Origin of the sequence: Nostoc sp. FACHB-190, from assembly GCF_014696905.1 — a bacterium.
Classification (GTDB): domain Bacteria; phylum Cyanobacteriota; class Cyanobacteriia; order Cyanobacteriales; family Nostocaceae; genus Nostoc_B.
Genome location: NZ_JACJQW010000018.1, coordinates 62,175 through 88,636, shown reverse-complemented (window position 1 = coordinate 88,636; position 26,462 = coordinate 62,175). Strand labels below are relative to the sequence as shown.

Here is a 26,462-nt window from a genome sequence, read left to right as displayed (position 1 = left end):
AAACTTGGGTATGAATAATTTAGCTACATCTTTTTTTGAAGGCATCATTGCTTTCTCTGCTACTAATATTGATGACATCATAGTTCTACTACTACTATTCTCTCAGGTAGGTGGTAAATTTCGACGGCGGCATATTATATTTGGTCAATATCTTGGGTTTTTAGCTATCATCATTGCCAGCTTACCAGGGTTTTTTGGGGGTTTAGTTGTGCAGCGTGAATGGATAGGATTACTCGGAATCTTACCAATTGCGATCGGTGTGATGCAATTGCTCAACCGAGAACAAGAAACTATCGCCATTCAAGAAGTAAACACTGATTTTAAACAGCATTCACCAGTTAATTCATTATTATCTTTAATTTTGAGTATTTTGCATCCCCAAACTTATAAAGTTGCCGCAGTCACAATTGCTAATGGTGGGGATAATATTAGTATTTATATTCCCTTATTTGCTGGTCAAACCTTTGCCAGTTTGGGAGTAATTTTAAGTGTATTTTTAATTATGGTTGGTGTTTGGTGTACTGTTGCGTATTTTTTGAGCCAACACACTACCATTGCTTATCTTTTAAGTCGCTACGGTAAAATTATTGTGCCTTTTGTCTTAATTGGCTTAGGTTTATTCATTATGTACGAAAGAGGTACATTCAACTTACTACCTTGGGTCAATAGTCAATAGTTTATTTGATGATGAACACTAGCCTCTAGTCTTTCACTAAGCTTGATAAACTAACTTCCAACTTACCATCATCAAGATTGCATAGATAATAAATCGCAGTGGGCGTTGTGGCGCTATTTGACAGATTTTTGCACCCAACAATACTCCCGGAACGGAACCTAACCATATCGGTAACACCAAATTCCAATTAACTGTGCCTAAGCTGAGGTGTCCTAGGGAGGTAAACAATAATAAAATTGCAGCTTGCGAAATATCTGTCCCTACTAACTTACGTGCATCAAGGCGGAAAAAGGCTATGAGTACCAAGGCAAACATCGAACCAGAAGAAACACTCGTTAGTCCAACCAAACAGCCTAAAACTGACCCCAAAAGTATGGTGTAGAAACGACCTAAATGAGTAGTTAAGTCGATTTTTGGTAGTTCTGGTAAACTGAATTTAGGAAAAAATGTCAAAAGTAACAGTTGTACCAACGCTAGTACAGTAATGAGTAAAATTGTCCCCCCTAGCAAGCGCAGCAAAATACTGTCTAGGTTATATTCTCCAGCGTGCTTGATATAGTGCAGTATCCCCACACCCAACATTGAACCCGGAACACTACCCAAAGCCAGCCACTTGACTACTTCAGCGTCCAAGGTTTGTTGTTGCCAATGCTTAATGCTGCCAACTACCTTCATTAAGGTGGCGGCTACAACATCAGAACTGACAGCAATTGATGGCGGAACTTGAAAAACAAATATCAACATTGGGGTGATGAGAGAAGCTCCACCAATTCCTGTTAAGCCAACGACAATGCCCACCAAGAAGCTTAATAGTGGCAATAATAAATAATCCATACTCCTTCCAAAAATGCGGGTTTCTCGTACAGTCAAATCTGTCTACAGCAAAACAGGAAAAACTACCGCCAAGTGCTAGGGGAAGCCCTTGGTGGTAAGAGATGATCCTTGTTGAAGATGAAGAACAGTTTTTTTTACAGTGCTTTTAGCAAAGAACTATAAGCCGACTGGTTTACCGTATTTTACCTATAAATAGGACAAAACGTCTAGCCTAATCTGACTGGATCAGGACTTACGCAGCAAAAATATCTGTGGGAATTGGGTGTGGGGTTTTGAATACTTACACCCTTACACCCTCATACCCCTGCACCCTGTTCTAAAACCTTATTTTTTCGTTTTTTTGCGTAAGTCCTATGGATGTAGCGAAAAGACCAGATGTACTAAGGCTAGATTTATAATTACCAAAATTATTGGTATTATGTCTGTCCAATTCTCACCAATGTGAGGGGAATTTATGTTTTTTAAATACTTTTTGTCAGGAATGTTGAGATGGGGTGTAGGGGTTTAAGGGTTTAGGGGTATAAGCGGAATGTCGAAAACCTAAACCTTTCCGTACCCCAAACCTTTAATTTTTCGTCTTAAGGCGTAAATCCTAATTTATTCACGATTAGGAACTGCGGGTTTTTTCCCGGAATTACGCACATTGACAACCTTACTCAGTAAGTCGAACCAAAAAGGCGCACCCATTGAAATGGCAATTCCACTGACAAACCAGCCAGCAAGCATTGTTAAATAGTGTTGGATGAAGGCGATTGTAAATTGATTATTTCTAGTGGCTTTTGGTATTTGTTGGTCGAGGTTGACTTGGTTCCAGCCAATTGGGAGAGAAATATCTGTCAAAACTTGGTCGGTTGCTTCTTTGAGTTGTTTTAAATCTTGAGCGTTATTAGTTTCGACTATTTGACCGGCACTATTGACAATTGCTGTGCGAATTGCGGTATCTTTCGATAATCTGCTGACAATATGGAATGTATCTGCATTGGCAATAATAGCGATCGCAAAACCAATTAGCAACGCCACACCTTTGGCATTCCGCTTATAAACACCAGAGGCGCGTTCCATTGAGTTATTAAAGGTTTGCTCAATTTCGCGGCGTAATATATTAACGCCATCCTCTGTTGATTTGGCTTTCAGTTGAGCGCGTTTAGCTAATGTTGCCATATTACCCACCACAGAGGGCGGTAGTTTTTGACTAAACTGTTCTAATCTTTGGCTGAGATATTGAAATGTTTGGTATGCTTCGCTATCTTGATCTTGAAACTCCTTGATAAACTCTTGCTGGACTTCACTACCAACACTAATTAACTGCACAACTTCGTTAATCCCAGGGCGTAATCCTTTTAAACAAATTGTCTGTTCAATATCATCAAAAGTATCTGCTCTTAAAACTTTTAACCGCCCAAGAGCATTATTTAATAATTCATGTTCTGGCATATCAGCAGCAAAACATCCAATGTATCTATCTACACTTTTAGCCATACGACTCAGGCTTGTAGATAAATCTATTTTATCTTTCTGGAAATCAGCAATAATGAGTTTAAAACTTTCCGCTACAGTTTGATTAAATTCATCACGAGTATTTGCTAAAAACTCTTGAATATGAGCATCTGTATGATCTATCCTCGCTTCTATCCGAGATAAGATAATTTCAAATTCTGCTAACTGCTGATGTGTAAAATTTATCAGTCTTGATTCTGTTAACTTTTGGACGAGCTTAGGTAAGCCTAATGTGTCCATCAAGGTTGTCGCAAAGGTTTCCGCCGGGATGTAAGAAGGCGCACTATGTTTTTGCTTTCTTGCTTCGTCTTTGCCATTTCTGAGATACCCAAAAATACTTTTAGTTCTCTTTTCCCCTGGCAGAGAAATCTTATTCAGAATAGAGGATAATAACCAAATAAACTTCCGTGGTAAGGTTGTTAAAAATCCTTTAGCTTCTTGGTTAACACTTTGCAGCAACGGATGATTATATATGTCGTTTACCAGTTGAATAACATTATCATCATCTGATTTGCTGACATCACCTGCAATCAGAATTTCAATTGATTTTTTTAAGTGAACAGCCCGCCATTGCAATACTGTTGTCAGTAGTTCCTGGATTTCTGAAGCCAATAAACTTAATATTAAGTAAATAAATACTAATCCAATTGTTATATCTAGTATAAAAGGTAGACTCATCGATTGTTTCCCAACAAATAATACACACCTGGTTGGTAACAGTTGTATCATTTTTAGCAATCAATGAGTGTTAAATAAAATGAAAAAAAATAGTAGGGTTGCTCAAAAAATTTATCGCTAATCAGAGAAAATTGAGTTAACCTGGGAATCTAGTAATTGTAAAGACAAATGTTGTAACAGGGTGCAACATTAGAGATGCGCTTTGGTCTCTATGCAATACAAAATGCTGAGTTGAAAGTGCTGAGTGCTGAGTTGAAAAACCATCCACGTTAGCATGAAGGCGCTAGTTCCAGTGAAATTGAAATGCTGCATAGGTCAATGAGTACTTTTTCTTGACTCAGTAAGCAACGTACTGACTCCTCAGCACTAAGTAAAGTCAAACTAGCAAGTAAAATGATGATCGTAGAATATGCAACAAGGAAGCTTTATTTGGGGTCATCGAGAAAAGCAGCATCGGGCGCTGGAAAAATGGATTGATTGGGTTTGGATATTAGTATTGCTGTTGGCGGCAGTGCTATTATTTAGTATCAATCTGGGAAACTTACCGTTGCGAGATTGGGATGAAGGAACGATCGCTCAAATTTCCCGTGAAATTTGGAATGCACCCGCAGGTTCTCTACGTTGGCTTTATCCGACTTTAGGCGGCGAACCCTACTATAACAAGCCACCTCTAGCCCATTGGTTAATTGCGGGAACTTACGCTGTTGTCGGCGTGAATGAGTGGACAACACGTTTACCCGGAGCAATTTTAACAGCTTTGTCTGTGCCGTTGCTTTACTGCATTGGGCGAGAAATCTTTCGTCAACGTTGGGCGGCGGTTTATAGTGCTTTAATTTATCTGACAATGCTGCCTGTGGTACGTTATGGCAGATTAGCGATGAGCGATGGCGTGTTAGTCTGCTTTTTGCTAGTGATGATGCTGTGTGTATTGCGATCGCGCCGTGATTTACGCTATTGCTTGGGCGTGGGGATTAGTTTTGGCTTGATTTGCCTCACACAAGGGTTTTTCGGCATTTTTCTGGGTGCGATCGCTATGATATTTTTATTTTGGGATACCCCCAGATTGCTCACAAGTTACTATTTCTGGACAGGTATCTTAATCGGAATTTTGCCGACTGTAGGTTGGTATGTTGCCCAAATCTCGCACTATGGTTATGCTGTGGTGAAAGTAGGCTTACAAAATCAATCTCGTAGCCAAGTTGATACATTTCTCATCAATAGTTATCAAGTACCTTGGTATTACATGATTGAGCTTTTGAAGTGGACATGGCCTTGGTTACTATTTTTACCCCAAACTTGGCGTTATGTTTGGGAAAATCGCAACCTGAGTTGGGCGAAATTAATTCAGGTATGGTGTGGCTTTTATTTGGTTAGTATTTCTTTGTTAGATACCAAATTACCTTGGTATATCTTGCCAATATACCCGGCTTTAGCTTTAGCCTTTGGGGCGCTATTAGCTGAGACAGAAAACTTACCTTTATTGTCATCTTATCCCCGCAGTTGGGTAGTGGGATTGTCTGTACTGGCGGTTCTGGCTTCTGCTAGTAGTATGTATTTTAGTTGGGGTATACCGCCCAAAACAGATTTACAACTGATTTTTGCCGCAGTTGCAATCACGATGATTTTGGCAGCAATTTTAGCAGAACGTGGTGATGGGCAATTTTTAAAGATTTTATTTTGGGGAAGTTATATTGCATTATTTTTATTAGTGAAATCTAACTATTGGGCTTGGGAATTATCCGAAGCTTATCCAGTTAAACCAGTGGCGACGATGATAGCCCGTGTGAATCCTGCTGTCAAAAAGATTTATACATCTTTTCCTCACCATCGTTCGTCTTTAGATTTTTACAGCGATCGCACTATTATTCCAGCTAAGGCTGACGAACTGCAATATTATTGGCAATACAGTAGCAAACCCTACTTTTTACTCAATGCTGCCGCACTAAATAACCTCCAGTTAGAATCCATGAAAATCATTGATCAAGCTGAAGGTTGGAAATTAGTGACAAAAGAAACTCCTCGTTTATAAGGCAATACAGTTCAGTTAAGGTAACAACTTAGACTGGTGCAGGTTGGGTGGAGGAACAGAACCCAACATTCACGCATACTTTGTTGGGTTACACTATCGCTACCCCCAACCTACTATTCTAAATAGGAGATTTAACGGTTTTCAACTAGTGGGTGATTCAGACCCGCCATTAATTGATTCTGACTCCTGAATTCTGAATTCTAACTTCTGCTTCATTCTACTTCTTCACCGTTCCTAATATTCAATGCCTGACTCATGTTGAAAATATAATGATGTATAAAAACTCCACATAAAATACATCTCAAATTATGAGGGGTAGTGACATCAATAAATAGTCACTACCCCTCACATTCAGCATTACTATCTAAGCATTTACTTAGGCAGGAAGCAATACAGTATCAATAATGTGAATGACACCATTATCAGCATCAACATCTGCTGTGGCAACAGTGGCATCATTGACTTTGACACCATGAGAAGCATCAATTTTCACATCAGAACCTTCAATTGTAGTAGCTGATTTCAGCTTAACTACTTCACCTGAAAGTACCTTGCCGGAAACGACATGGTAAGTCAGAATTTTCGTAAGTTTTGGAATGTCTTTAAGTAATTTATCTACTGTGCCTTCTGGTAGTTTAGCAAATGCTTCATCAGTAGGTGCAAAAACAGTAAATGGCCCAGCACCTTTGAGAGTATCTACCAAATTGGCAGCTTTGATTGCTGCAACTAGGGTATTGAAAGAACCAGCCTGAACGGCGGTGTCAATTATGTCAGCCAAGGTTTTTACCTAGTTTGTGTAATCTACTCATCACTATAGCCTACTTTAGAAAAAATAGTATTTCTTGCTACAGATTTGTCTAAATAAAAAATAGCCTCATTACTGGATGTTTTTTATACAAAAAAACTAATTTTATTTTTCACTTGCCTACCTAATTAATACCAAGAAATCTAATCTGTAAAAAGTAAAACATAACTGCTATACTAAACGGGTAGGCTGAAACATAGCCTACATAGTATAGTGATAAAAATCAGCAATCACATTAAGAGGATTACACCCGATTTTTGTAGATAATATTCTTCGTAAAAAGCTAGAATATTTTGGTATACAAGCCTCATTAGATACATTTTTAGGTATCAATTTTTATGATAAAAGACTGCGAAACCTAAATTGTGGCAACCAAAATATGTCTAAAGTAATACAAATAAATGTCGAGACAAATTGAAGACAATAAATATAATTGTCATTCAAATTAAAGAGGCAAAATTACCTAATTGACTAATTCATATTCAGAATTTAAGCTCTGCAAATTTTTTCCATGATTTCGGTGAATTATTAGACCTCTTACACAAATAGTTGAACAGTTATTTATTTGCATTTTTCTTTGCGCCTACCCTTCGGGAACGCCAAGGGTGAAGGCGTGAGCTTTTAAATAATATGGTTGGCAACACCAAAGGATTCATGCAAGAGGTCTATTGAACTTAGGCAAACGAAAAAGTCGGTTTTTCTGAATTTTTTAAAGGAGTCTCTTCATGAGCCTGATCGTCAAGTCAATTCTCAATGCAGATGCAGAAGTTCGCTATCTTAACCCCGGAGAACTAGCGTCTATTAAAAGCTTTATCAAGAGTGGTGAGCGCCGTCTACGGGTGATTCAAGATTTAACGGCAAATCGCGATCGCATAGTTAAGCAAGCTGGAAATCAACTGTTTCAAAAACGTCCAGATATTGTCTCACCTGGCGGTAACGCTTACGGTCAAGAAATGACTGCTACTTGCCTGCGGGATATGGATTATTACCTGCGGTTGATCACTTACAGTATCATTGCTGGTGATAGCACACCTATCCAAGAGGTTGGGGTGATAGGCGCTCGTGAAATGTATCGGTCTCTGGGTACTCCCATTGAAGCGGTAGTAGAAGGTATTCGTGGAATGAAGAATACCACTATCTCGATGATGTCAGTAGAAGATTCTCAAGAAGTCAGTGGGTACTTTGACTACCTCATCGCTAGTCTTCAGTAGTTGATAGTTGCAACTGTTACTTGAGTTAACACTACAGAGGAAATTGATGATGTCGAAGCAAAAAAAAGGTAATAGAGAAGTCAAAAAACAAAAAAAAGATCCTCAGAAAAAAAAGGAGAAAAAAGACCCGAATAGATATGATGGTTTAACTCAATCATGATATCTAGCAATATTACTTGATTGTCAAAATTAAGTGATTTATATACCCCACTGCTTTAAGCCGTGGGGTATCTTGTTGATCAGGTGAGTAATTAAACTTAGAGCCTAATTGGCATTCCTAATCCAACTTCCTTTCTTGAAGCCTTTCGTTTTTCGGCAATGCCAACTCATCGTGGTTGGTGTTTTGCTGCATAAAGGCGATCGCGCTGAATAAAACTGCACCGCCAAGTGCTAGAGTAAGCAAAGGTCGTCTTAGCGGCAGAAAATCCCGAATAATTCTTGCCAAGGGGCTACTTTGGCGACGCAATGCCGAAGCTAAAAGTATATGCTTAAAAGTAAAAGGATCGCGGACATAATGACCACTACGACAGACAACTAATCTTTCCTGGCAATAGGGACAGGTAAATAAACCTATGTAAGCCTTGATTGGTTTGGGTCTAGCATTTCTTTGGCAAATTGGGCAAGTAACATAATGATTATCAAATATGGGTGTGTTCATTTACCTTGTCCGCCTAGTCCATCTACTTGCTCGATAAAGATAGGTATATTGAATTTGTGAGTAACGCACAGTAGCCTTACTAGTCGAGTATGACGGACTGAAGCCAGTGATTTGGGATTGACTCTGAACACGGGGTGCAGAAGTTGAAGATTTTGAATACATTCTGCCTGCTAGTGACGACAGATGAACCAAAAACATCTAAAATCGGCAATCTCAAATCGAAAATCGGCACAGTCAACCATCCTTTAAGTGTTCTACTAGGGATAACTCAATGGTCGCAACACGAGTATAGCTAGATTTGAGTGAGGATGACTGCTGTTTGCTGCTCACTCATGGTAAATCTACTCAATACCTTAATAATGTATTTTATCGGCAGAAAATTGCGAAACTGCTAATTTGTACCATACCAGCGATCGCTGACCATTGAATATTAATTTTCTCTCATCTGACTGTTCTCCTAGAAAACTTCACCCAATATATTTTTTTAATCAAAGCTTTATAAAAAGGAGTCAGAAAACAGAAAACAGAATTCAGAATACTCTACCCGCAAAGGGAGAGAGTTTTAATTACGTAAAATTATTGAATTGGAGTTTTGCCACAGCATTTGTTAAAACGCGAAATAGTCACGCTTAAGCTGCTACTACCGTCTACATACTGAATTCTGGCTCCTGATTTCTGAATTCTCCTGCATAAATCCACCTCATCTCACTTACTTGTCTGGTTGATAAATAATGGCTCACAATGAGAAATAACAGATAACTATTTAAATTTTTTCTTACATTTACCCCTACCGTTCAATGACTCTCTTGCCTCCCACCAACGTCAGGAAGGTAACGGAACAACCTGCATTTCCTACACCTTCTCACCGCTTAACACATCTCCTAAACCGTTTTCAACCCACACCGGAAACAGTTGTGCTGTTTTTAGCCATATTAATTGGTGGTGGTACTGGCATGGGTGTAGTGACCTTCCACTATTTAATTGAGCTAATTCACCATCTGATGCTAGAAGACTTGATGAGTGTCATTGGTGCTTGGGGTGGCTGGACTTTAGCCTGTGTCCCCATTCTGGGTGGATTAGTTGTCGGATTAATGCGCTGGCACACCCAAGATTTTGGCCCTAGTTTGTCAACTTTAATCGCCGCCTCCCAAGGCACAGCAGTTCAGCGTCCCTTGAGGCCTGTCACCAAAATGATTGCCGCATCTGTTTCTTTGGGAAGTGGGGCTTCTTTGGGGCCAGAAGGGCCGAGTGTGGAAATTGGCGCTAACTTTGGGATGTTGTTGTCTCTGATTCTTCAAGTCTCCCAAGAACGTCAGCGTTTGTTGTTAAGTGCTGGTGCAGCCGCAGGTTTAGCCGCCGGATTTAATGCACCGATCGCTGGGGTATTTTTTGCCTTAGAAGTAGTTATGGGGGCGACATCTTTTGCCACTTCGGCGGTGAGTGTGGTGTTACTCGCGGCGGTTGTGGCGGCGTTAATTGCCCAAATTGGCTTAGGGGCGCAACCTGCCTTTACTTTACCTGCATATCAAGTCCGTAGCCCGTTTGAATTACCTTTGTACCTCGGCTTGGGTTTGGGCGCGAGTTTAATTTCTTTGTCTTATACCGAGTTAATTCGGTTAGCTAAAGCCTGCTTTGCTGGCACAATTCCTGGCTTGGAATTTTTTCAACGTATCCCCAAATCAATTCACCCAATTATCGGCGGGGTAATTTTAGGCCTAGTGGCTTTGCAATTTCCCCAAATTTTAGGCATTGGTTATGGCACTGTCCAAGCCATGCTGCAAGATGTGGAATTTTCCTTAAATCTGTTGCTGGCTTTGCTGGTAGTGAAATTATTCATGACAGCCATTAGTGCGGGGAGTGGTTTTGTGGGTGGTTTATTTGCCCCAGCCATGTTTTTAGGCGCTTCCTTTGGCTCGGCTTATGCGAAAATTCTATGTCTCATTGTCCCAGGAATTGACGCATACATGGCTGCACCCCCAGCTTATGCAATGGTGGGTATGGCGGCTGTGTTGGCGGCTAGTGTGAGAGCGCCATTAACTGCGATTATTATGCTGTTTGAATTAACTCGTGATTACCGCATTGTTTTACCGTTAATGGCGGCAGTGGGTTTAAGTGTGTGGTTGATAGATCAAATTAAACCAAATGTTAACTCTAACTCAAAGCTGCAACAATTTGGTTTAGCCGATTTAAAAGATGAGCAAGCAGAAATTGTGCAGGAAATTTTAGTGGAAGATGCTGTACTTTCCTGTCCAAAAAAATTACCTGCAACTTTAGGATTGTTAGAAGCCGCGATGGAAATGACCCGCGATCGCACACGCAGTGCTTTAGTAATTAATGAAGCCCAGCAATTAGTCGGGATTATTTCTTTAGAAGATATTAATCGCGCTCTGACTCGCTGGCAAAATTACCAAAACTCTGCCACAGAAAATACTGGTGAATTATCCAATCAAACTCTCATGGATATTTGCACCACAGAAATTCTCTATGCTTGGCGGGATGAACCTTTATCTGAAGCTTTAGATCGAATGGCTTTGCGTGGTTTGCATCAGTTACCAGTGGTAGCTAGAGACAACCAAGAGCGGATTTTGGGTTTATTAGAAAAAGAGCAAATTGCCTTAACCTGCAATTTAGCCGTCACCCGCAAAACACTCCACCAATATATTTTTAGTCAAAAGTCAATGGTCAATGATCAATAGTTAATAGTCATGATTTCTATTGACTCTTGACTCTTGACTTTGCACTCTTGACTATTTATTATGCTGAGGCTTCGATTTCCTCAATACCTTCTCTGTCTTCTGGATCTACTTGGCGCAGGCGAATGTGTTTCTTACCTAAAGTGATCAGAAACTCGTCACCGGGCTTGAGATTCATCTGTTTTGTGTAAGCAGAACCAATCAGTAAGTTACCGTTAGATTGCACACTAATCCGATAGCTGGCACTGCGTCCACCGCGTCCATTTGCATTCGGCGCACTATCTAACTGAATGCCTTCAGCATCAATGAGAGCATTCAAAAATTTCATCATATTGACACGCTCTATACCATTTTTGGTCACGGTATAGTAGCCGCACTCCTTAGCTTTTTCTTCTTTGCTAAGGTTCTCTAGCTCTTTGACTTTTTTGAGCAGATCCTCCCCAACTAGGGGTTCAATTTTTTTCTGTTTAGGCATCAACTTAGGTTGAAAATGAATGGTTGAAGTAGTTGAATCGATTTTATTTTAGCTGAGGTTGAGTTGATAGGAACAAAATTCATTCGTTTTTATATCAACCTAGCCAAGTATATTACAATCCTAGCCAGAATTGTTGCACAATTATCAATAATGTCAAGACAATCTATTGTTTAGATATCGACTAATGCTGATGGCTATATATAGTTTGGAAAAAACTGCTAAACTATAATTGTTTAAGTTTTTTAAACTAAGGCAAAAAAGTTTATCTACTCAGTCAGCTTGCTTCTGGGAACATAAGATGATAAGCAACCCTGATTTTGAGTCAATAATCCATAGTCCACAGTCAAAGGCAAAATCTATTTATTAGTAATTTTCTAACTTGTGACTATTGACCATTGAGCATTGACTATTGACTTTTGACTCTTGACTAAAAAATAATGAAACTAACTACCAAAGGACATTACAGTGTCAAAGCATTGCTAGATTTAAGCTTACAGCCAGATTATGGGCCAGTATCTGTCAGAGCGATCGCTCAACGTCAAGACATTCCAGCACCATACCTGGAAAAATTACTAATAGAAATGCGCCGTTCGGGGTTAGTCAAATCAATTCGGGGCAGCATTGGTGGCTACCAACTAGCAAGAGAACCCAAAGAAATCTCTATCGGACAAATATTAGAAGCCGTCGGTGAAACTATTACCCATATTCCTGACCGCCACCCAACACCAATACAAGCAGAAGATTGGGTAACATACACTCTTTGGCAAAGACTCAACCAAAAACTTAAAGAAGCTTTATACAGTATTACCCTAGCTGATCTCTATTACGATGCCCGCAGTTGGCAAGCATCTTTAGGAGAAGAAGCAAGTTTTGTGGTTTAGTCAAGTAATTTTGGATTTTAGATTTGCGATTTTGGATTGACCCCGACCACAAGGGTGCGGGGCTTGGGGATTTTGGATTAACGATTTTAGATTTTTACAGACAAATGGGGTGGGGCTTGTACCCTAAAGAATCCAAAATCCAAAATCTAAAATTCGGAGGGTCAATGGTCATTAGTCATTAGCAATACTCCCGACCAATGACTGATGACAAAGGACAAAGGACAAATGACATTAATCATCGCCGCAATTTTAGATTTCTTAATAGGTGATCCTTGGGGTTGGCCGCATCCAGTCCAAGTTATGGGATGGATAATTTCTCGCTTCACAAAATTTGCATTATCGATATGTCAAAATTCCATAACACAAAGAATCGCGGGAATTTTCCTGGCGATGATTGTAATTATTGGTAGTGCTGGCATCGGTTGGTTAATCATTCAAGTTGCCCAATGGTTACATCCAATATTGGCCATAGTTATAGAAAGTATTATTTTGGCTAGTTGTTTTGCCTTGAGAAGTTTACGAACCGCCGCCACAGATGTTTTACAACCTTTAATTGCGGGTAATTTATCCGAGGCGCGTCAAGCTTTAAGTAATTATGTTGGTCGAGATACCCAAAACCTTTCCGAAGCAGAAATTTTGCGGGCTGTGTTAGAAACAGTCACCGAAAATGCCACCGATGGAGTTATGGCTCCATTGTTTTATGCTGCTGTTGGTGCTTGTTTGCCAAATTTAGGTGCAGTTCCTTTGGCTTTGGCCTATAAAGCCAGCAGTACCTTAGATTCAATGGTGGGTTATAAAGAAGCGCCTTACACTTATATAGGTTGGTTTAGCGCCCGGTTGGAAGATTATTTAACTTGGCTACCTTGTCGTTTAACTGTAATTACCTTGGCACTGTTATCGGGTAAGCTGTTGCATGTTTGGCGGATATGTCGCAGAGATGCCGTTTTAGATCCCAGTCCCAATTCTGGTTGGAGTGAATGTGCTTATGCGGCAATTTTGGGCGTGCAGATGGGTGGCATAAATTGGTATCGGGGTGTGGCAAAAGAAAAACCCTTGTTAGGCGATGCCATTTACCCAATTACGCCGACTAGCATTAATCAAGCTTTGCAACTAACGCGCTATAGCTTTTTATTGTGGTTAGGAATAGCGATCGCTATACTATTCTTGCTGCCAAACAGGTAATGATAGAAGTAATCAGTCAATTGACTATTGACTATTAACCAAACTTTTTATGTGTGCAAAAGTAGTTGAAATTCTCTCATCAGAAGATTTACGGCGTACCTTAACTCGCTTGGCTTCCCAAATTGTCGAGCGATCGCGCGATTTATCACAATTGGTACTTCTGGGTATTTATACTAGAGGCGTACCCTTAGCAGAACTATTAGCACGTCAAATTGAAACCCTAGAAGGTGTAAGCGTACCTGTAGGAGCCTTAGATATTACTTTTTATCGAGATGACCTTGACAAAATTGGCTTACGGACTCCTGCTAAAACCAACATTCCCTTTGACTTGACTGGAAAAACCGTCGTCTTGGTAGATGATGTCATTTTCAAAGGTAGAACCATTCGCGCTGCTTTAAACGCTGTGACTGAATATGGTAGACCAGAAATTATTCGTTTAGCAGTGTTAGTAGACAGGGGTCATCGAGAAGTACCAATTCACGCAGATTTTGTTGGTAAACAATTACCCACCGCTAAAGAAGAAGTCGTCAAAGTTTATTTACAAGATTTAGATGGGCGAGATGCAGTGGAGTTAATTGGAGATTAAGTCAATTCTGTACTGTGGAGTCAAAGTATCAAGTAAAGGAAGGTTTTAACCCTTGACTAATCAACTCTTATCAAAAGAAAAATTGCACGCCTCACTTCAGAACATCCAAATCAACAGTGATGGCTCTCCCATAACCAATTTGCAGCTAGACAAAACTACAGCCGCAGAAATTGAACAATTAACCACAGAACTAGAAAGCGTTAATCCTTACCCTCATCCGCTTGTATCTGCGATTTCCTTGCTAGATGGTGCTTGGCAATTGCAATACTCCACCGCCAGAGAAATCCGTTCTTTAGCTTCCTTGCCATTAGGATTAAAGGTAGGTAGAGTTTATCAAGTGATTGATGTTGGCAATAAAAGATTTTTCAATTTAGCTCAAGTGAAACATGCTCTGGGGCTAGTATCAGGATATGTAAGAGTCACCGCTAATTTCGAGCCTGTAGCCGACAAACGCATCAACGTCTATTTTGACAAACGCTACCTATCAGTTGAGAAGATTATTGGTATGAACACTCCGCAACTCAATCCATTTAAGGTGATTCCCGCTAACAATCCTGCTGGTAGAGTCGCCACCCTTGACATTACTTACCTGGATGAAACCTTAAGAATTGGACGTGGCGGTGATGGTAGTTTGTTTATTCTGACTAAATCTGAGCATTTACCAGAAGGCTCAGGTGATTGAATTTTGTAGAAGCGATCGCATTTTTGCCTGTAGATAGTTTGATAAAACAAGGGTAGAGTTTGAGCTACCACTAATGACTACTACCAAAATTCATTTAGCTGTTGCCATTCATCAGATGATTCTGTTGGTGTTTTACACAGAGATTGATTGCTGGCAGTTTCGGTTGATTAGTCCTGGTGGTGCAGTTTTTGGTGAGCGCAAACTTTACTTTACACCCGAAGCTGCGGAGAAAGCAGGGCGGGAGTGGATTCAACAAGGTTCTTAATTCAGAAACTCTGACACTCCACATCTGAGGTAAATTTCTCTAGCCCCTAGCCTCTAGCCTCTATCCCCCATCTACGTGTACTGCACTCAACTGAGAAACGCTCTAGTACAATACGGCGTAAATAAATAGACCACACTTCGGCTACGCGGTAGTTGAGCGAAGCCGAAACTCAGTGACCATAAGAAATTGCTAAAAGTCTTGCGGTATCGTTATTATTTCTTTTTCCTTTTGCCTTGTTGTACTAGTCTAAATAGCAAACAGAACAATAGCTCTACCTGAACCCCTGGCAGGTTGATTCTGCACTGCGTTCTTGAAAGAAAATCTGTAACTCATCGATTTTTGTCATCTTGGGATTCTTAGTATTACTTACATAATACAAAAATATTACACAATTGTCTACTCTAAGTAGTTTTGCAAGTAACTGAGGGTGAATCGCTTCATTTCTGCTATCAGCCGTTGTCGAAAAGGTTTTTCTTGAGTGAGGGAAAGCCACATTAAATTACCGATCGCTTTTACCAATACAAAGGCGATCGCTTCATAATCAGTCTGATCTAACCCTGCTTCCCGTTGTGCAAGTAAACTAGCCAAATCTCCCATGAGTTCCGTATCAGCCGCATCTTCAATGGCTTGCACTTCCGGTATCACACCTTGGACTTGCATGAAAATCTCATAGTAGCCGGGATACTCCCAGAAAAATTTTTCACTGATATCAATCAAATGGTCAACCAGGGTAGATAAGGGTAATTCTGCCCATTCAGGATGATTGAGTATTGCCAATCTTTGATGTAAAAGTTTGCTGTAGCGCAGGGCTAAAGCTTGCACAATGGCGGTTTTATCAGGGAAAAACTGATAGAGTGAACCGATGGGTATTTGAGCGTGAGAAGCGATCGCATTGGTCGTAGTCGCATCATATCCCTGGGTAATAAACAGTTTTTCTGCCACATCTATAATCCGGTTGACTCGCTCCTGACTGCGGGCTTGTCGGGGTTGGCGGCGCATTCCCACTGGCTTTGAGGGGCTTTGAGTCATACATAATCTCCAGAATGAAAATAAATATTTGAGGATTACTCACATTCTAGTTGACAAATATGAATGATGCTCATATTATCTAAATATGAGCTTCGCTCACATAAACCAGCAACTGAAATGGAGTCTCTGACAATGAGCAAAAATTTACAGACCCTACCCCATCCCAATCCTGTAACCGCATTAGAAGAATACAGCCGCGATCATCTGGGATTTATGCAACGCTGCACCCAAGAGTATGAAGGTATCGTTCCTCTGAAATTTGATGATCAATGGTTTTGTCTGTTAACCAATCCCGACTATATTACTGAAGTGTTAAAAGACAGACTCTTGTTTGTGAAAACAAAAGACCTGCAACTAATACATGAAGTGCTAGGTAATGGCTTGTTAGTCAGTGAAGGTGATTTTTGGTTGCGACAACGACGACTAGCCCAACCCGTCTTCCACCAACAGCAGATTAACAGTTATGGTGCGGTGATGGTGGATTATGCCGAGCAAATGTTAAAAACTTGGCAAGATGGGGAGGTGAAGGATATACAAGCAGCCATGATGCGCCTCACCCTCGACATCGTGATGAAAACCCTGTTTGATCAGAATTTACAGGATACAGCCGCAGGTAGTGTTGGTAATGCGCTGGATGAAACAATGAACTGGTTTGAATATCAAACAGCCAAAGATATCATGTCTGCGCTGTCGGAAATTGGGGACATAAAACAAAATACCCAAGAAATGAGTGCTGAGGAGATGGAGAGACGTTACCAAGAAGCGATCGCCTTATTTGATGAAACAATCTATGCCATCATTAAACAGCGTCGCGCCAGTGGGGCAACAGGCAAAGATTTATTGGGAATGCTGATGCAAGTCGAAGATGCGGATGATGGTAGCCGCATGACTGATAAACAATTGCGAGACGAAGCCGTAACATTAATTTTGGCAGGACACGAAACCACCGCTAACGCCCTTTCTTGGACATTCATGCAATTGGCGCAAAATCCCGATGTCCGCGAAAAACTCAGCGCAGAACTGAAAACAGTGTTAAACGGACGCACACCCACCCTAGCTGATTTACCCCAGTTAACTTATACCAATTGGGTGATTAAAGAATCCATGCGGCTGTATCCCCCTGTAACCGAAATTTCACGGGAAGCAACCCAAGATTGTGAAATTGGTGGTTATTTTATTCCCAAAGGAACAAACTTAATCGTTAGTCAATGGGCTATGCACCGAGATGAGCGTTATTTTTCCGAACCAGAATTGTTTCAGCCAGAACGCTGGGCTAATGATATGGAAAAACAGCTACCTCGTGGCGTGTATTTTCCCTTCGGTGATGGGCCGCGTGTTTGTATTGGTAAGAGTTTCGCCCTGATGGAAGCTGTTTTATTACTAGCAACGATCGCCCAAAAATTCCAACTGGATCTCGTTAGCGATCAAAACATTGAACTTCAGATATCTATTACCCTCCGCGCCAGACACGGTATTCAATTTCTCTTGAAAGCAGCTGCATAGAATTTACTTCAAATTATGAGAAGTTGGTTGCGGTCAGATACCCGACTTCTTCAATCAGTCGGGTATCTATTTTTCTCTCAGTTGTAAAGGTGATGAAATTATGAAGGAATTAATAGAGCAAGATCAGATTATTCAAAGCACTCAAAATAGTTCCGAAAGTATTTTATCTTTGGCACGCTTAAGTGATTCTATTTTTGCTTTTGCAATGGCTTTAATGGTAATTGCATTTGACTTACCAGAAGATGCTAAAGGCATGACTGATGGTGATATCAATGGGTTTTTGTGGAGTCAGTTAAAACCTTTAGGAACATACACTATCACCTTTGTTTTAGTCGCAACTTATTGGATTTCCCACTCCCGACAATTAAAGTATTTGCGGAGAACTGATGAAAACCATTTGTGGATTTCTGTAGGGTATTTAATGGTCTTGTTTTTAGTGCCTTTATCTAATGATTTAGTTATGACCTTTCCAGATAATTTTCTGGTCAAAGTTTGGTTTAGTTTAAATATCGCTGTCATTGGGTTTGTTTCTTGGCTAAGTTGGTCTTATGCGACAGGCGATGGCAAATTAGTAGATAGCGATTTAGATGATGTGACAATTCGCTCAATCAAAATCAAAGCCTTAATTGAACCGATATGTGCATTGATTTCCATTGGGGTGGCATATCTTAACCAAGAGTTATGGGACTATTTTTGGGTGTTGCTGTTCTTTATCTATTCCCCGTTGGAAAAATATTTAAATAAATCGGATGATTTGTTGCGATAAATTTGTTGAATTTAGCCAATCATTTATAAGAATAATTTCAAAGGTAAATAAATCAGATGTTAGCAAATTTGAGTCTTTCGCGTTGGACAGTTTGGTGTTTTGTGATTCCGGTGCTGTTTCTCAATTTTTGGTTATTACAAATTATCTCACAGCAATTACAACCTATTCCCAGCATTTTATTAGTCGCTGGTTTACTAGCTTTTCTCTTAAATTTTCCCATTAGTTATCTCGAAAAACGGGGTGTGGGAAGGATTTGGTCGGTATTGTTGGTTCTCATACTTGCCGTTACAGCTTTTTTAGTTCTGGGTTTTGGTGTCGCACCGATTGTATATCAACAATTAATTGAATTTGGCGATCGCCTACCAGCATTAATTGACCAAGGACAACAGCAACTCCAAGAAATTCACATCAATATACCCCTAGCACACTTATCTTTTGATGCTTCCAACCTCACTACAGAAGTTATCGATAAATTTACCCAAAATCTAGAATCTTTGCCCAGTCAAATTGTAGATTTTCTCTTTGGTATCTTTGATAGTACGCTGAATTTACTGATTACAATCGTCCTCACCATACTCTTAATTTTCAACGGTTCTAGTTTGTTGAATGCGCTGTTTAAACTATTCCCCCAACCCTGGAATGTTCAATTACCATCTCTGATTCAGCAGAGTTTCCAAAACTACTTTGCTGGACAAGCAACTTTAGCAATGATTGAAGGTACTGCACTCATAGTTTTATTTTTGGTGTTTCAAATTCCTTTCGGACTATTATTTGGTTTGGTGATTGGGATAGCCAGTTTTATCCCTTTTGGTGGAACTGTGACAGTATCCTTGATTCTTCCCATACTTGCTATCCAAAATATTTGGTTAGCAGTGAAGTTATTAGTAATAGTGGTGTTGGTGGGACAGATTAACGAAACTATTGTTGCACCTCGTCTAATGGGTCAAATGACTGGCGTAAATCCTGCTGTTATTTTTATTTCTCTGCTGTGTGGTGCAAAATTAGGTGGGGTGTTAGGAATTCTGCTGGCTGTACCCCTAACCAGTTTGTTGAAAAGATTTGCAGAACCCTTGTTTAACACTGATAAACTAGGCAATACTACACCATAAATCAATTAAAAATTAAATTTATTAAAATTCATTAGGGATTTGGTGAGTTATTGTTACCTAAATATTTAGCTTTTAATTCTTCTAATTCTTGATCTATTTTGCTGTTATTTGTAGGTGGCGATGTGGTATTTTTTGGCTGTACTTGATTTGGTTGAGATTTGCCACCTATAAATTGAGTTTTTAATTCTTCTAATTCTAAATCAATTTGGCTTGGTGTTTTGCTCACAACTTGCGGTGGTAAAGTTTGTGATGACGACTGAACCTGGGATTTTATAGGTGTATGTGGTTGATTATTAGGCGGAGACTGGGTATTTAAGTCCTGGAGAATTTCATCTACTGTTTGATAACGTCTAGCGGGAATGCTTTCTAGCATTTTATTGAGAATGAGACTTAAATGTGGACTCACAGGAGTAGATAAATATTGTTGCCAAGCCCAAGTATCACTATTAGCATCATAAGAATCAAAAGGCGATCGCCCAGTTAATAAGTTAATACAAGTAGCCCCCAAACTATAAATATCACTGCCAAAAATTGCTCGACCTCTAATTTGTTCTGGTGCTACATATTCTGGACTACCAATACTTGTACCAGTGTGATTTAAAGCTGTACCAGTTGCCGATTTAGCTGCGCCAAAATCCACTAAAACTAGTTTGCGATCGCTCTCACGTAAAATAATATTTTCCGGTTTAATATCACGGTGAATTACTTGTCTAGCATGACAAAACTGCAACACCAATAATAAATCATGTAATAGTTGATAAATCTGCGTTTCGCTAAAAGTCCCATTTTGGGCTAACTCCTGCGCTAAATTTAACCCATTGATAAATTCTTGTACCAAATACTGCCGATCATCTTGGGTAAAATATGCCAAAAGTTCTGGAATTTGTGGATGTTTACCTAATTCATCCAACTGCACCGCTTCTTGGTTAAATAACTCCACCGCTTTTTTGACTGTATTTGTACCTTGGGCTTGCGGATAAAATTGCTTAATCACACAGCGCGGTTTTGAGGGTTTATCTTCATCGACAGCCAAAAAGGTTCTGCCAAAACCACCTTGTCCTATCGGACGAATGGCACGATAGCGTTCTTTAAGGAGAAGCTTAGAACCACAAGTCGTACAGAACTTCACATCAGTCGGATTTTCTGGTTTGGAACACCGAGGATTAAGGCAGTAGCTCATGCGTTGCGAACTGAGGGAGACTTGTTTTTATTGTCCCTTTTACTTGACGGAAGAGTGTTGATATTTGCTAAATGTAACTTCAAAATAACCGATGATTCTACCACTGGGGAGAATTTATGCAACTTGATCCTGTTGATTCAACACCTGCAACCAATTAATCAGCCTTTGGCGTTGTGCTTCACATACCTTGATACTTGCCGAACGTAGTGTCTGGCGAGGAAAGATTTCTCGTAAGTCAGCCACCATTTCTAGAGTTTCACAAGTCTCTAAACATTCGGCGATGTAATCAATTGATTCCATTTTCAGCCATTCGGGAGTCGCTTCCAAATCGCAAATTTGATAATTCATAGTTTGATGTTTGGACTAGGCGATCGCTTAATTTGGTTACAGAACCACTATTTTAACCTTGGATCGGCTATTGCATTTACATATTCAGAGCCGGAATAATGTACTTTATTAGGACTTACGCAAAAAAACGAAAAAATAAGGTTTTAGAACAGGGTGCAGGGGTATGAGGGTGTAAGGGTGTAAGTATTCAAAACCCTGACACCCCATACCCTTTCACCCTTACACCCAATCCCCACAGAAAATTTTGATGCGTAAGTCCTGTTTATATTCGGTCAGTTGGCGAACAGAAAGCAACCATTGATGCTTCAGGTTTACTAAATAGCGATCGCATTTTTCATCGCCTGTAGAAGTAGAATTTATCCGCTAGTCTATTTGTCTGATAACCTTCTAATAGTTAATTTTGGTTCGGGAATTTTAGAAAAAATCACCGATCATTGGACTATTTACAAATAATAAAACAGTTGGTGCAAGATGCAGCGATCGCACAACTTTTTTCCTACACCTCTGTACTCTCAAAGACACGATATCAATAAGTAAGTTGGTGATAATAAACCAAACTATATTAGGAAAAGTAAAACTAATAACAACAGGATAAATGGTAAATTACACCAATCTACTTATTTCCCAACTTTAATTGGCATTTTTGTAAGGCAGGTCAATTCTCGCTGTACCTACAGGAATTTCCCCTTGTAAGCCAGTTCGTTTAGCGGTGACTCCATAGAGTAATATTCTTCCATCTAAAATTTTTGTTTGTACACCTGTCAACTGCACTTCTACAGACTTACCAGAAGCTATTGGTTGATCAAAAGTAATTGACAAACGCTCTTTTGTGATTTCTGTTTTTGCTGCAATCTCTTTACCCGAATCATCTACCACCCGAACATTAGTAAAACGTTCCATTTGGTTGGGTAGAGAAATCATTAAGTCTTGTACAGACATTCCCAGTACCGCAACTTTAATGAAATGTGTATCATTTCTCACTCCGGAGTTGGTAATACTCGGAACATTAACTGTATAGGCAATTTGAGACGATGATGCAGAATCTAGCTGTTGAGATTTGGTTGGGGTAGCTATAGCCGTAGAAGCTGTTGTGAGTATTAAAGCAGACAAACTACCAAATATTAAAGCTTTCATAATTAAAACCTCACTTTGGGGTGAAACAATACCTTGCTGTTATGCAATCTATCTACATCAATACATTAGTTGATTAACATGAAAAAACGCTGAGTAATAAATTAAAATTTATAAAGAGTTGGCTTTAATTTCTATATCAAAAATAGTTATTGAGGCTCAAAAGGTTTACCATTCAAGGGTTACGTACCATACAACCACTAACTTACCTGACTGTAAGCAGCATTTTAAACACCCATTATTAGATGGTGTTTCAGAGACTAAATCCCTCCTTGCAAACGGGAGAAATCCCATAATTTATGTATTGATAATCAAACATATAGGAATCCGGTTTGATTTCTGAATTTATTTGTGTGGTGCGCGAAGCGCAGCGCAAGCGCGATAGGTAGGGAATAGGGAATGGGGAGTCGGGAGTAGGAAAGAAACCTGATCTGAGTGTACTGATTTTTTTCCCAAATCAAATATGAGTCCTATAGCTTTTCTGAACCTAGTGACGTACAAACAAAAATCATTAACCGCAGATAAACACAGATAGATTTGTTCTTCAGAGGATGTTTTAAAACATGCTTGTGATGTATCAAATACTTTTAGATCCCCCTAGCCCTCCCTTTTGAAGCTATCTATTATAAACATATTTCTTAACAGAAAAATTGACAGAAGGGAGAAAAGATGTAGTTGGTATAAAAGAGAGAAAATCTACCAAAGTCAGCGCATGGAACAATGGATCACAAAAGAACTAGAAACAATAGAATTAGGAGACATCAGAAGAACCAAACGGTTAATCAAAATCGTAGAAAATTTAAGTACTAAACCAGAAGCAAGTATTCCCCAAGCCAGTGGCACATAGGCGGCAACTAAAGCCACCCATGACTTTTAGGATTTACCCTACATCAAACCATCCATGATTAGACAAGGACATCGAGATGCAACACTAGAGAGAATAGGTAAGCATGGGTTAGTGTTGGCGATTCAAGATGCCACAGAACTCAACTACACGACTCACAAAGACCTATCGAGAACAGGATATCTCGATAGCAAATATGCTCAAGGATTAAAAGTCCACTCAGTCCTGACAGTCTTGCCACAGGGAATAACCATTAGGCATCATAGAGCAACAACAGTTATCCCTGGTTGATTGAACGTTATCATTATGTTTTGAAAAGTGGTTGTGGCATCGAGAAGCTACAACTGGAAACTGCACACATTTGGCTACTCATAGCATCGTTGCTTGGCGTTTATTGTTCTTGACTTACTTAGCTTGTTGTCAAACTGATGCTAAATGACTACAAGTTAAGCATGTAACTGCTCCATGATGTACATTTGTTCTTCTTGAATTTTTTCATGTTCGACGACAAACACATTGGAGTAGAGGTTTGCCATCACTTGTTTGCCTTGTTGGGTGAGTGATAAGTAACGCAGACTATCCTTGATATAAGGATGTACGCCATTCCAATAAAATTTGGCGTAGTTTTTGCGTAAATCGGCTGGGGTTTCGTAGCCTAAAACTTTATTCATCCCCGTTTCTTCAAACTCGTAGTATAACGAGGTAATTTTCTTTAAGTAACGGGGGTCACTCAATTGTCCAATTAAATCAGCCGCCCGTACTAAGCCAGCAAAGCTAATAGTGTCATGATGATCTTCGGCTGCGGGTACAGGGAAGCGAGTCCATTCAATGTTACTTTTAATCACTTCAGCATCTATGAGCTTGTGTCCACCAAAACGCTCATCAATGAATAGTTTGGCTCTATCGACATGATAAGGTGTCAAACTGGCATCAGAAGCACCAGGATGCAGGGAAATCATTCTGCCGTTTTTCCCTGTGGCGTATAAACTTGCGGCTTCTTGGTCTTGGCGGCAAACTCCTTTGACATAACCAATATCGTGGCAAACTAAGGAGATAATAAAATGCAACCAATCTTCACTAGAAACGCCACCTTCGCGGATGTGTTTGCCACGTAAAATTTCTTGCCCTACCAAGGTGACTAAAATAGAGTGTTCGACATTGTGATATAGGGCATCGCTATTGGCAATATTTTCCAACGCCATGCTCCCAGCCCAGGCTATGATGTCTTGATAATCGTTTTTGAGACAGCCATAAGTACGACTGTAGCCTTCTCGAATTTGCTTGACAAAAGCATCTATTAAAATTTCAGTGGCGTTGAACATATTGGTTGCTCAGTTCAGATCAAAAGATTTCTTGTTTGTGATTAATATTCCCAAAATTAAGGCTTTAGTTGGTATTGAAAAGTATATTCATCTTTTTTAACCCAAGTATGGCTGTGAATGCTAGTTGCGGGAATCTGGTTCACATGATAGGTATACTTTCTTAGTTGCCTGTCAACAGACACTATTTGGCGTATCCTACGCTCATCAGTGTTTCATATTTATGCACAAAATCCAGTGATCTGCATACAAAGGATCTGTGACGTTAATAAGACTCAGAGTGTGATGGAAATACAAAGTCAGATAAAGTAGGAATTTACGTATAATTACGGTTTTTTCTTTTTCTTTATAATAAAAAACATGACTTATGTCATCGTAGTCATATTGGGGATTATTACAGTCAAAACTAAAGATAGAAGTCAGATTTAATATACGGTAACTAGTCGCAAACTTTCTTAAAAATAACTAACATTTTGTGTGTTTCCGCAGTGGAGGTGCGTCTCTTGAGTGATGAAAGGATTCCAGAACTAGAACGAGAAGAAAATGTCGAAGCATGGCAGCAATCAGCCAGACAACCGACTCGCCCTTGGTTAACACCAATGTTTATGGGTGTTGGCGTGGGGATAGCGATCGCATTAGGTGGGATGGGTGTGTTAACTCAATTACCAGCGAGGCAAGACAAAGCTGTAGCGAATAAAATCACGCCTCAATCTAATCCAGTCCTGACGGTGACTGTTTCCCCGGTCGAAACTACTCGTGTTTCTCGCACCTTAAATACTACAGGTACGATCGCCGCCCGTGATTTAATTCCAGTTCTGCCCCAAGCCAATGGTTTGCAAGTCAAAATTATTCCTGAAGATATTAAGGAAGGCACTTATGTCAAAAAGGGACAAGTTTTGGCAATTTTAGATGATTCGATGTTGCAAGCCCAAATGAGTGGAGCCAGAGCCGAGGTAGAATCCAAACAAGCTGATGTGGGTTCCAAACAGGCTGGTGTAGTCTCACAGCAAGCTACTGTCGCATCTTATCAAGCGATCGTGCGGCAAAGAAAAGCTGATTTAGCCCAGTCCAAAGCTAGGTTAGAAGAAGCCCAAAAGAATTATCTGCGTTATCGCAAATTGGCAATGGCTGGGGCGATTAGTCTGCAAGAACTGGATACTCGCGCCTACACAGTCAAAACGGCTACCGAGGCGGTGCGACTGGCTGAAGAAAATATTCGCAGCGCCCAAGCCAATGTAATTAGCGCCCAAGCTACTACCGGGAGTGCTGTCGCTAATATTTATAAAGCCGAAGCAGATGTACGTAGTAGTGTGGCTAAAGTTGTACAAATACAAACACAGTTAAAACAAACCGTAGTCCGCGCCCCGATTTCGGGAATTGTGGCGGAAAAACTCGCCAGAGTGGGTGATGTTACAGGTATTCCGCCTCAAACCCAAGTAGGGACGGTGATTGGGGGAACACAAAAACTGTTTTCGATTATTCGGGATGGCAGATTAGAACTGCAAGCCGAAGTTCCCGAAATTCAATTACCACAGGTAGAAATTGGCGCGGCTGTACAAATTACCTCCGATATTGACAATCGCGTGCAGTTGCAAGGGCGAGTCAGAGAAATACAACCTTTAGTAAACGATAAACGCCGAGAAGCAACAGTCAAAATCGACTTACCTTTAACCAACTTACTCCGGCCAGGGATGTTTGCCCGTGCGGCTATTACAACAAACACAGCACTGGCAATGGCAGTACCACAAAAAGCCGTACAACCCCAAGCCGATGGCAGTGCCATTGTATACACACTCTCTGGTGATGATCTCGTCCAAAGCCAGAAAGTAGAAGTCGGAGAACCAATAAATAGCGAACTCGTAGAAATTAAAAATGGCTTGCAATTAGGCGATCGCGTCATCGTTGATGGTGCAGGTTATCTCAAAGATGGCGATCGCGTCAAGGTGACAGGTAACAGGTGACAGGTGATAGGTTACAGGTGATAGGTTACAGGTGACATATTTAAGAGTCATTTGTTTTTCTCCCTTGTCCCCCTTGTCCCCCCCTTTCAAGGGCAGGTTTTTAAACCTTCGATAAATAGT

Annotated in this window: 25 protein-coding genes; 15 read left to right on the top strand and 10 right to left on the bottom strand. The window is 40.1% G+C overall.

Features of this window, described 5'->3' with window-relative positions; all coding sequences use genetic code 11:
* The first annotated feature begins 10 nt into the window (after nt 1-10).
* The gene (locus tag H6G28_RS19670; protein WP_190590760.1) at nt 11-676 is read left to right on the top strand and encodes a cadmium resistance transporter; all 666 of its coding nucleotides are present in this window, start codon (nt 11-13) and stop codon (nt 674-676) included.
* A gap of 36 nt (nt 677-712) precedes the next feature.
* Here H6G28_RS19670 and H6G28_RS19665 read toward each other — a convergent pair whose 3' ends face one another.
* Both H6G28_RS19665 and H6G28_RS19660 read right to left on the bottom strand, forming a co-directional pair.
* Entirely contained in the window at nt 713-1,510 is a 798-nt protein-coding gene (locus H6G28_RS19665) for a sulfite exporter TauE/SafE family protein (RefSeq protein ID WP_190590759.1), read from the bottom strand.
* A 597-nt stretch (nt 1,511-2,107) separates the two neighbouring features.
* Nucleotides 2,108-3,685 carry a hypothetical protein gene (locus H6G28_RS19660; RefSeq protein WP_190673345.1) on the bottom strand — a complete coding sequence of 526 codons (1,578 nt, stop codon included), beginning with the start codon at nt 3,683-3,685 and terminating at the stop codon, nt 2,108-2,110.
* A gap of 409 nt (nt 3,686-4,094) precedes the next feature.
* Here H6G28_RS19660 and H6G28_RS19655 point away from each other — a divergent pair, with 409 nt between their 5' ends.
* Entirely contained in the window at nt 4,095-5,714 is a 1,620-nt protein-coding gene (locus H6G28_RS19655) for an ArnT family glycosyltransferase (protein WP_190673342.1), read from the top strand.
* Nucleotides 5,715-6,090: 376 nt separating this feature from the next.
* On the opposite strand, the gene cupS is transcribed toward H6G28_RS19655, so the two are convergent.
* Nucleotides 6,091-6,492 (bottom strand): CO2 hydration-associated protein CupS, encoded by a 402-nt coding sequence (gene cupS, locus H6G28_RS19650; protein ID WP_190590756.1) that lies wholly within the window; start codon nt 6,490-6,492, stop codon nt 6,091-6,093.
* A gap of 752 nt (nt 6,493-7,244) precedes the next feature.
* Between cupS and apcA the strand changes: the two genes are divergently transcribed.
* A complete protein-coding gene (gene apcA / locus H6G28_RS19645; RefSeq protein ID WP_190590755.1) occupies nt 7,245-7,730 on the top strand; it encodes an allophycocyanin subunit alpha in 486 nt (161 codons plus the stop codon).
* 277 nt (nt 7,731-8,007) lie between these two features.
* On the opposite strand, the gene H6G28_RS19640 is transcribed toward apcA, so the two are convergent.
* Nucleotides 8,008-8,388, bottom strand: coding sequence for a hypothetical protein (locus H6G28_RS19640; RefSeq protein WP_190673339.1), 381 nt, complete (start codon nt 8,386-8,388; stop codon nt 8,008-8,010).
* Between the two features lie 797 nt (nt 8,389-9,185).
* Here H6G28_RS19640 and H6G28_RS19635 point away from each other — a divergent pair.
* Nucleotides 9,186-11,084 (top strand): chloride channel protein, encoded by a 1,899-nt coding sequence (locus tag H6G28_RS19635; protein ID WP_190590753.1) that lies wholly within the window; start codon nt 9,186-9,188, stop codon nt 11,082-11,084.
* 58 nt (nt 11,085-11,142) lie between these two features.
* Here H6G28_RS19635 and H6G28_RS19630 read toward each other — a convergent pair whose 3' ends face one another.
* Complete coding sequence (locus H6G28_RS19630) at nt 11,143-11,556, bottom strand: AbrB/MazE/SpoVT family DNA-binding domain-containing protein (RefSeq protein ID WP_190590752.1); 414 nt, start codon at nt 11,554-11,556, stop codon at nt 11,143-11,145.
* Between the two features lie 437 nt (nt 11,557-11,993).
* Here H6G28_RS19630 and H6G28_RS19625 point away from each other — a divergent pair, with 437 nt between their 5' ends.
* From H6G28_RS19625 to H6G28_RS19605, 5 genes are all read left to right on the top strand, one after another.
* Nucleotides 11,994-12,437, top strand: a complete 444-nt coding sequence (locus H6G28_RS19625; protein WP_190590751.1) for an Rrf2 family transcriptional regulator — start codon at nt 11,994-11,996, stop codon at nt 12,435-12,437.
* Between the two features lie 225 nt (nt 12,438-12,662).
* A complete protein-coding gene (cbiB, locus tag H6G28_RS19620; protein WP_190673336.1) occupies nt 12,663-13,619 on the top strand; it encodes an adenosylcobinamide-phosphate synthase CbiB in 957 nt (318 codons plus the stop codon).
* A 49-nt stretch (nt 13,620-13,668) separates the two neighbouring features.
* Nucleotides 13,669-14,205: a bifunctional pyr operon transcriptional regulator/uracil phosphoribosyltransferase PyrR gene (gene pyrR / locus H6G28_RS19615; RefSeq protein ID WP_190590749.1), complete on the top strand. Its 537-nt coding sequence runs from the start codon at nt 13,669-13,671 to the stop codon at nt 14,203-14,205.
* Nucleotides 14,206-14,257: 52 nt separating this feature from the next.
* Complete coding sequence (locus H6G28_RS19610; protein WP_190673333.1) at nt 14,258-14,887, top strand: PAP/fibrillin family protein; 630 nt, start codon at nt 14,258-14,260, stop codon at nt 14,885-14,887.
* Nucleotides 14,888-14,960: 73 nt separating this feature from the next.
* Nucleotides 14,961-15,152: a hypothetical protein gene (locus H6G28_RS19605; protein ID WP_190673330.1), complete on the top strand. Its 192-nt coding sequence runs from the start codon at nt 14,961-14,963 to the stop codon at nt 15,150-15,152.
* Nucleotides 15,153-15,548: 396 nt separating this feature from the next.
* On the opposite strand, the gene H6G28_RS19600 is transcribed toward H6G28_RS19605, so the two are convergent.
* On the bottom strand, nt 15,549-16,181 hold the full coding sequence (locus H6G28_RS19600) for a TetR/AcrR family transcriptional regulator (protein ID WP_190673327.1): 633 nt from the start codon (nt 16,179-16,181) through the stop codon (nt 15,549-15,551).
* Between the two features lie 132 nt (nt 16,182-16,313).
* Here H6G28_RS19600 and H6G28_RS19595 point away from each other — a divergent pair, with 132 nt between their 5' ends.
* The 3 genes from H6G28_RS19595 (at nt 16,314) to H6G28_RS19585 (ending at nt 19,559) form a co-directional block, all read left to right on the top strand.
* The gene (locus H6G28_RS19595) at nt 16,314-17,684 is read left to right on the top strand and encodes a cytochrome P450 (RefSeq protein ID WP_190673324.1); all 1,371 of its coding nucleotides are present in this window, start codon (nt 16,314-16,316) and stop codon (nt 17,682-17,684) included.
* Nucleotides 17,685-17,784: 100 nt separating this feature from the next.
* Nucleotides 17,785-18,450, top strand: a complete 666-nt coding sequence (locus H6G28_RS19590) for a TMEM175 family protein (RefSeq protein ID WP_190673321.1) — start codon at nt 17,785-17,787, stop codon at nt 18,448-18,450.
* Nucleotides 18,451-18,506: 56 nt separating this feature from the next.
* Complete coding sequence (locus H6G28_RS19585) at nt 18,507-19,559, top strand: AI-2E family transporter (protein WP_190673318.1); 1,053 nt, start codon at nt 18,507-18,509, stop codon at nt 19,557-19,559.
* Between the two features lie 31 nt (nt 19,560-19,590).
* On the opposite strand, the gene H6G28_RS19580 is transcribed toward H6G28_RS19585, so the two are convergent.
* The 3 genes from H6G28_RS19580 to H6G28_RS19570 all read right to left on the bottom strand — a co-directional run bounded on the left by H6G28_RS19580 (nt 19,591) and on the right by H6G28_RS19570 (nt 22,221).
* Complete coding sequence (locus tag H6G28_RS19580; RefSeq protein WP_190673314.1) at nt 19,591-20,739, bottom strand: serine/threonine-protein kinase; 1,149 nt, start codon at nt 20,737-20,739, stop codon at nt 19,591-19,593.
* A 114-nt stretch (nt 20,740-20,853) separates the two neighbouring features.
* The gene (locus tag H6G28_RS19575; protein ID WP_190590741.1) at nt 20,854-21,087 is read right to left on the bottom strand and encodes a hypothetical protein; all 234 of its coding nucleotides are present in this window, start codon (nt 21,085-21,087) and stop codon (nt 20,854-20,856) included.
* 630 nt (nt 21,088-21,717) lie between these two features.
* Nucleotides 21,718-22,221: a DUF2808 domain-containing protein gene (locus tag H6G28_RS19570; RefSeq protein ID WP_190590740.1), complete on the bottom strand. Its 504-nt coding sequence runs from the start codon at nt 22,219-22,221 to the stop codon at nt 21,718-21,720.
* Between the two features lie 709 nt (nt 22,222-22,930).
* Here H6G28_RS19570 and H6G28_RS19565 point away from each other — a divergent pair.
* Nucleotides 22,931-23,065, top strand: coding sequence for an IS4/Tn5 family transposase DNA-binding protein (locus H6G28_RS19565; protein ID WP_190673311.1), 135 nt, complete (start codon nt 22,931-22,933; stop codon nt 23,063-23,065).
* Nucleotides 23,066-23,119: 54 nt separating this feature from the next.
* Nucleotides 23,120-23,353, top strand: coding sequence for a hypothetical protein (locus tag H6G28_RS19560; protein ID WP_190673309.1), 234 nt, complete (start codon nt 23,120-23,122; stop codon nt 23,351-23,353).
* Nucleotides 23,354-23,508: 155 nt separating this feature from the next.
* Here the strand turns inward: H6G28_RS19560 and H6G28_RS19555 are convergent, their stop codons facing one another.
* Nucleotides 23,509-24,384, bottom strand: a complete 876-nt coding sequence (locus tag H6G28_RS19555; RefSeq protein ID WP_190590738.1) for an Npun_R2479 family HD domain-containing metalloprotein — start codon at nt 24,382-24,384, stop codon at nt 23,509-23,511.
* Between the two features lie 500 nt (nt 24,385-24,884).
* Here H6G28_RS19555 and H6G28_RS19550 point away from each other — a divergent pair, with 500 nt between their 5' ends.
* A complete protein-coding gene (locus H6G28_RS19550) occupies nt 24,885-26,342 on the top strand; it encodes an efflux RND transporter periplasmic adaptor subunit (protein WP_242054618.1) in 1,458 nt (485 codons plus the stop codon).
* The last annotated feature ends 120 nt before the right edge of the window (nt 26,343-26,462 follow it).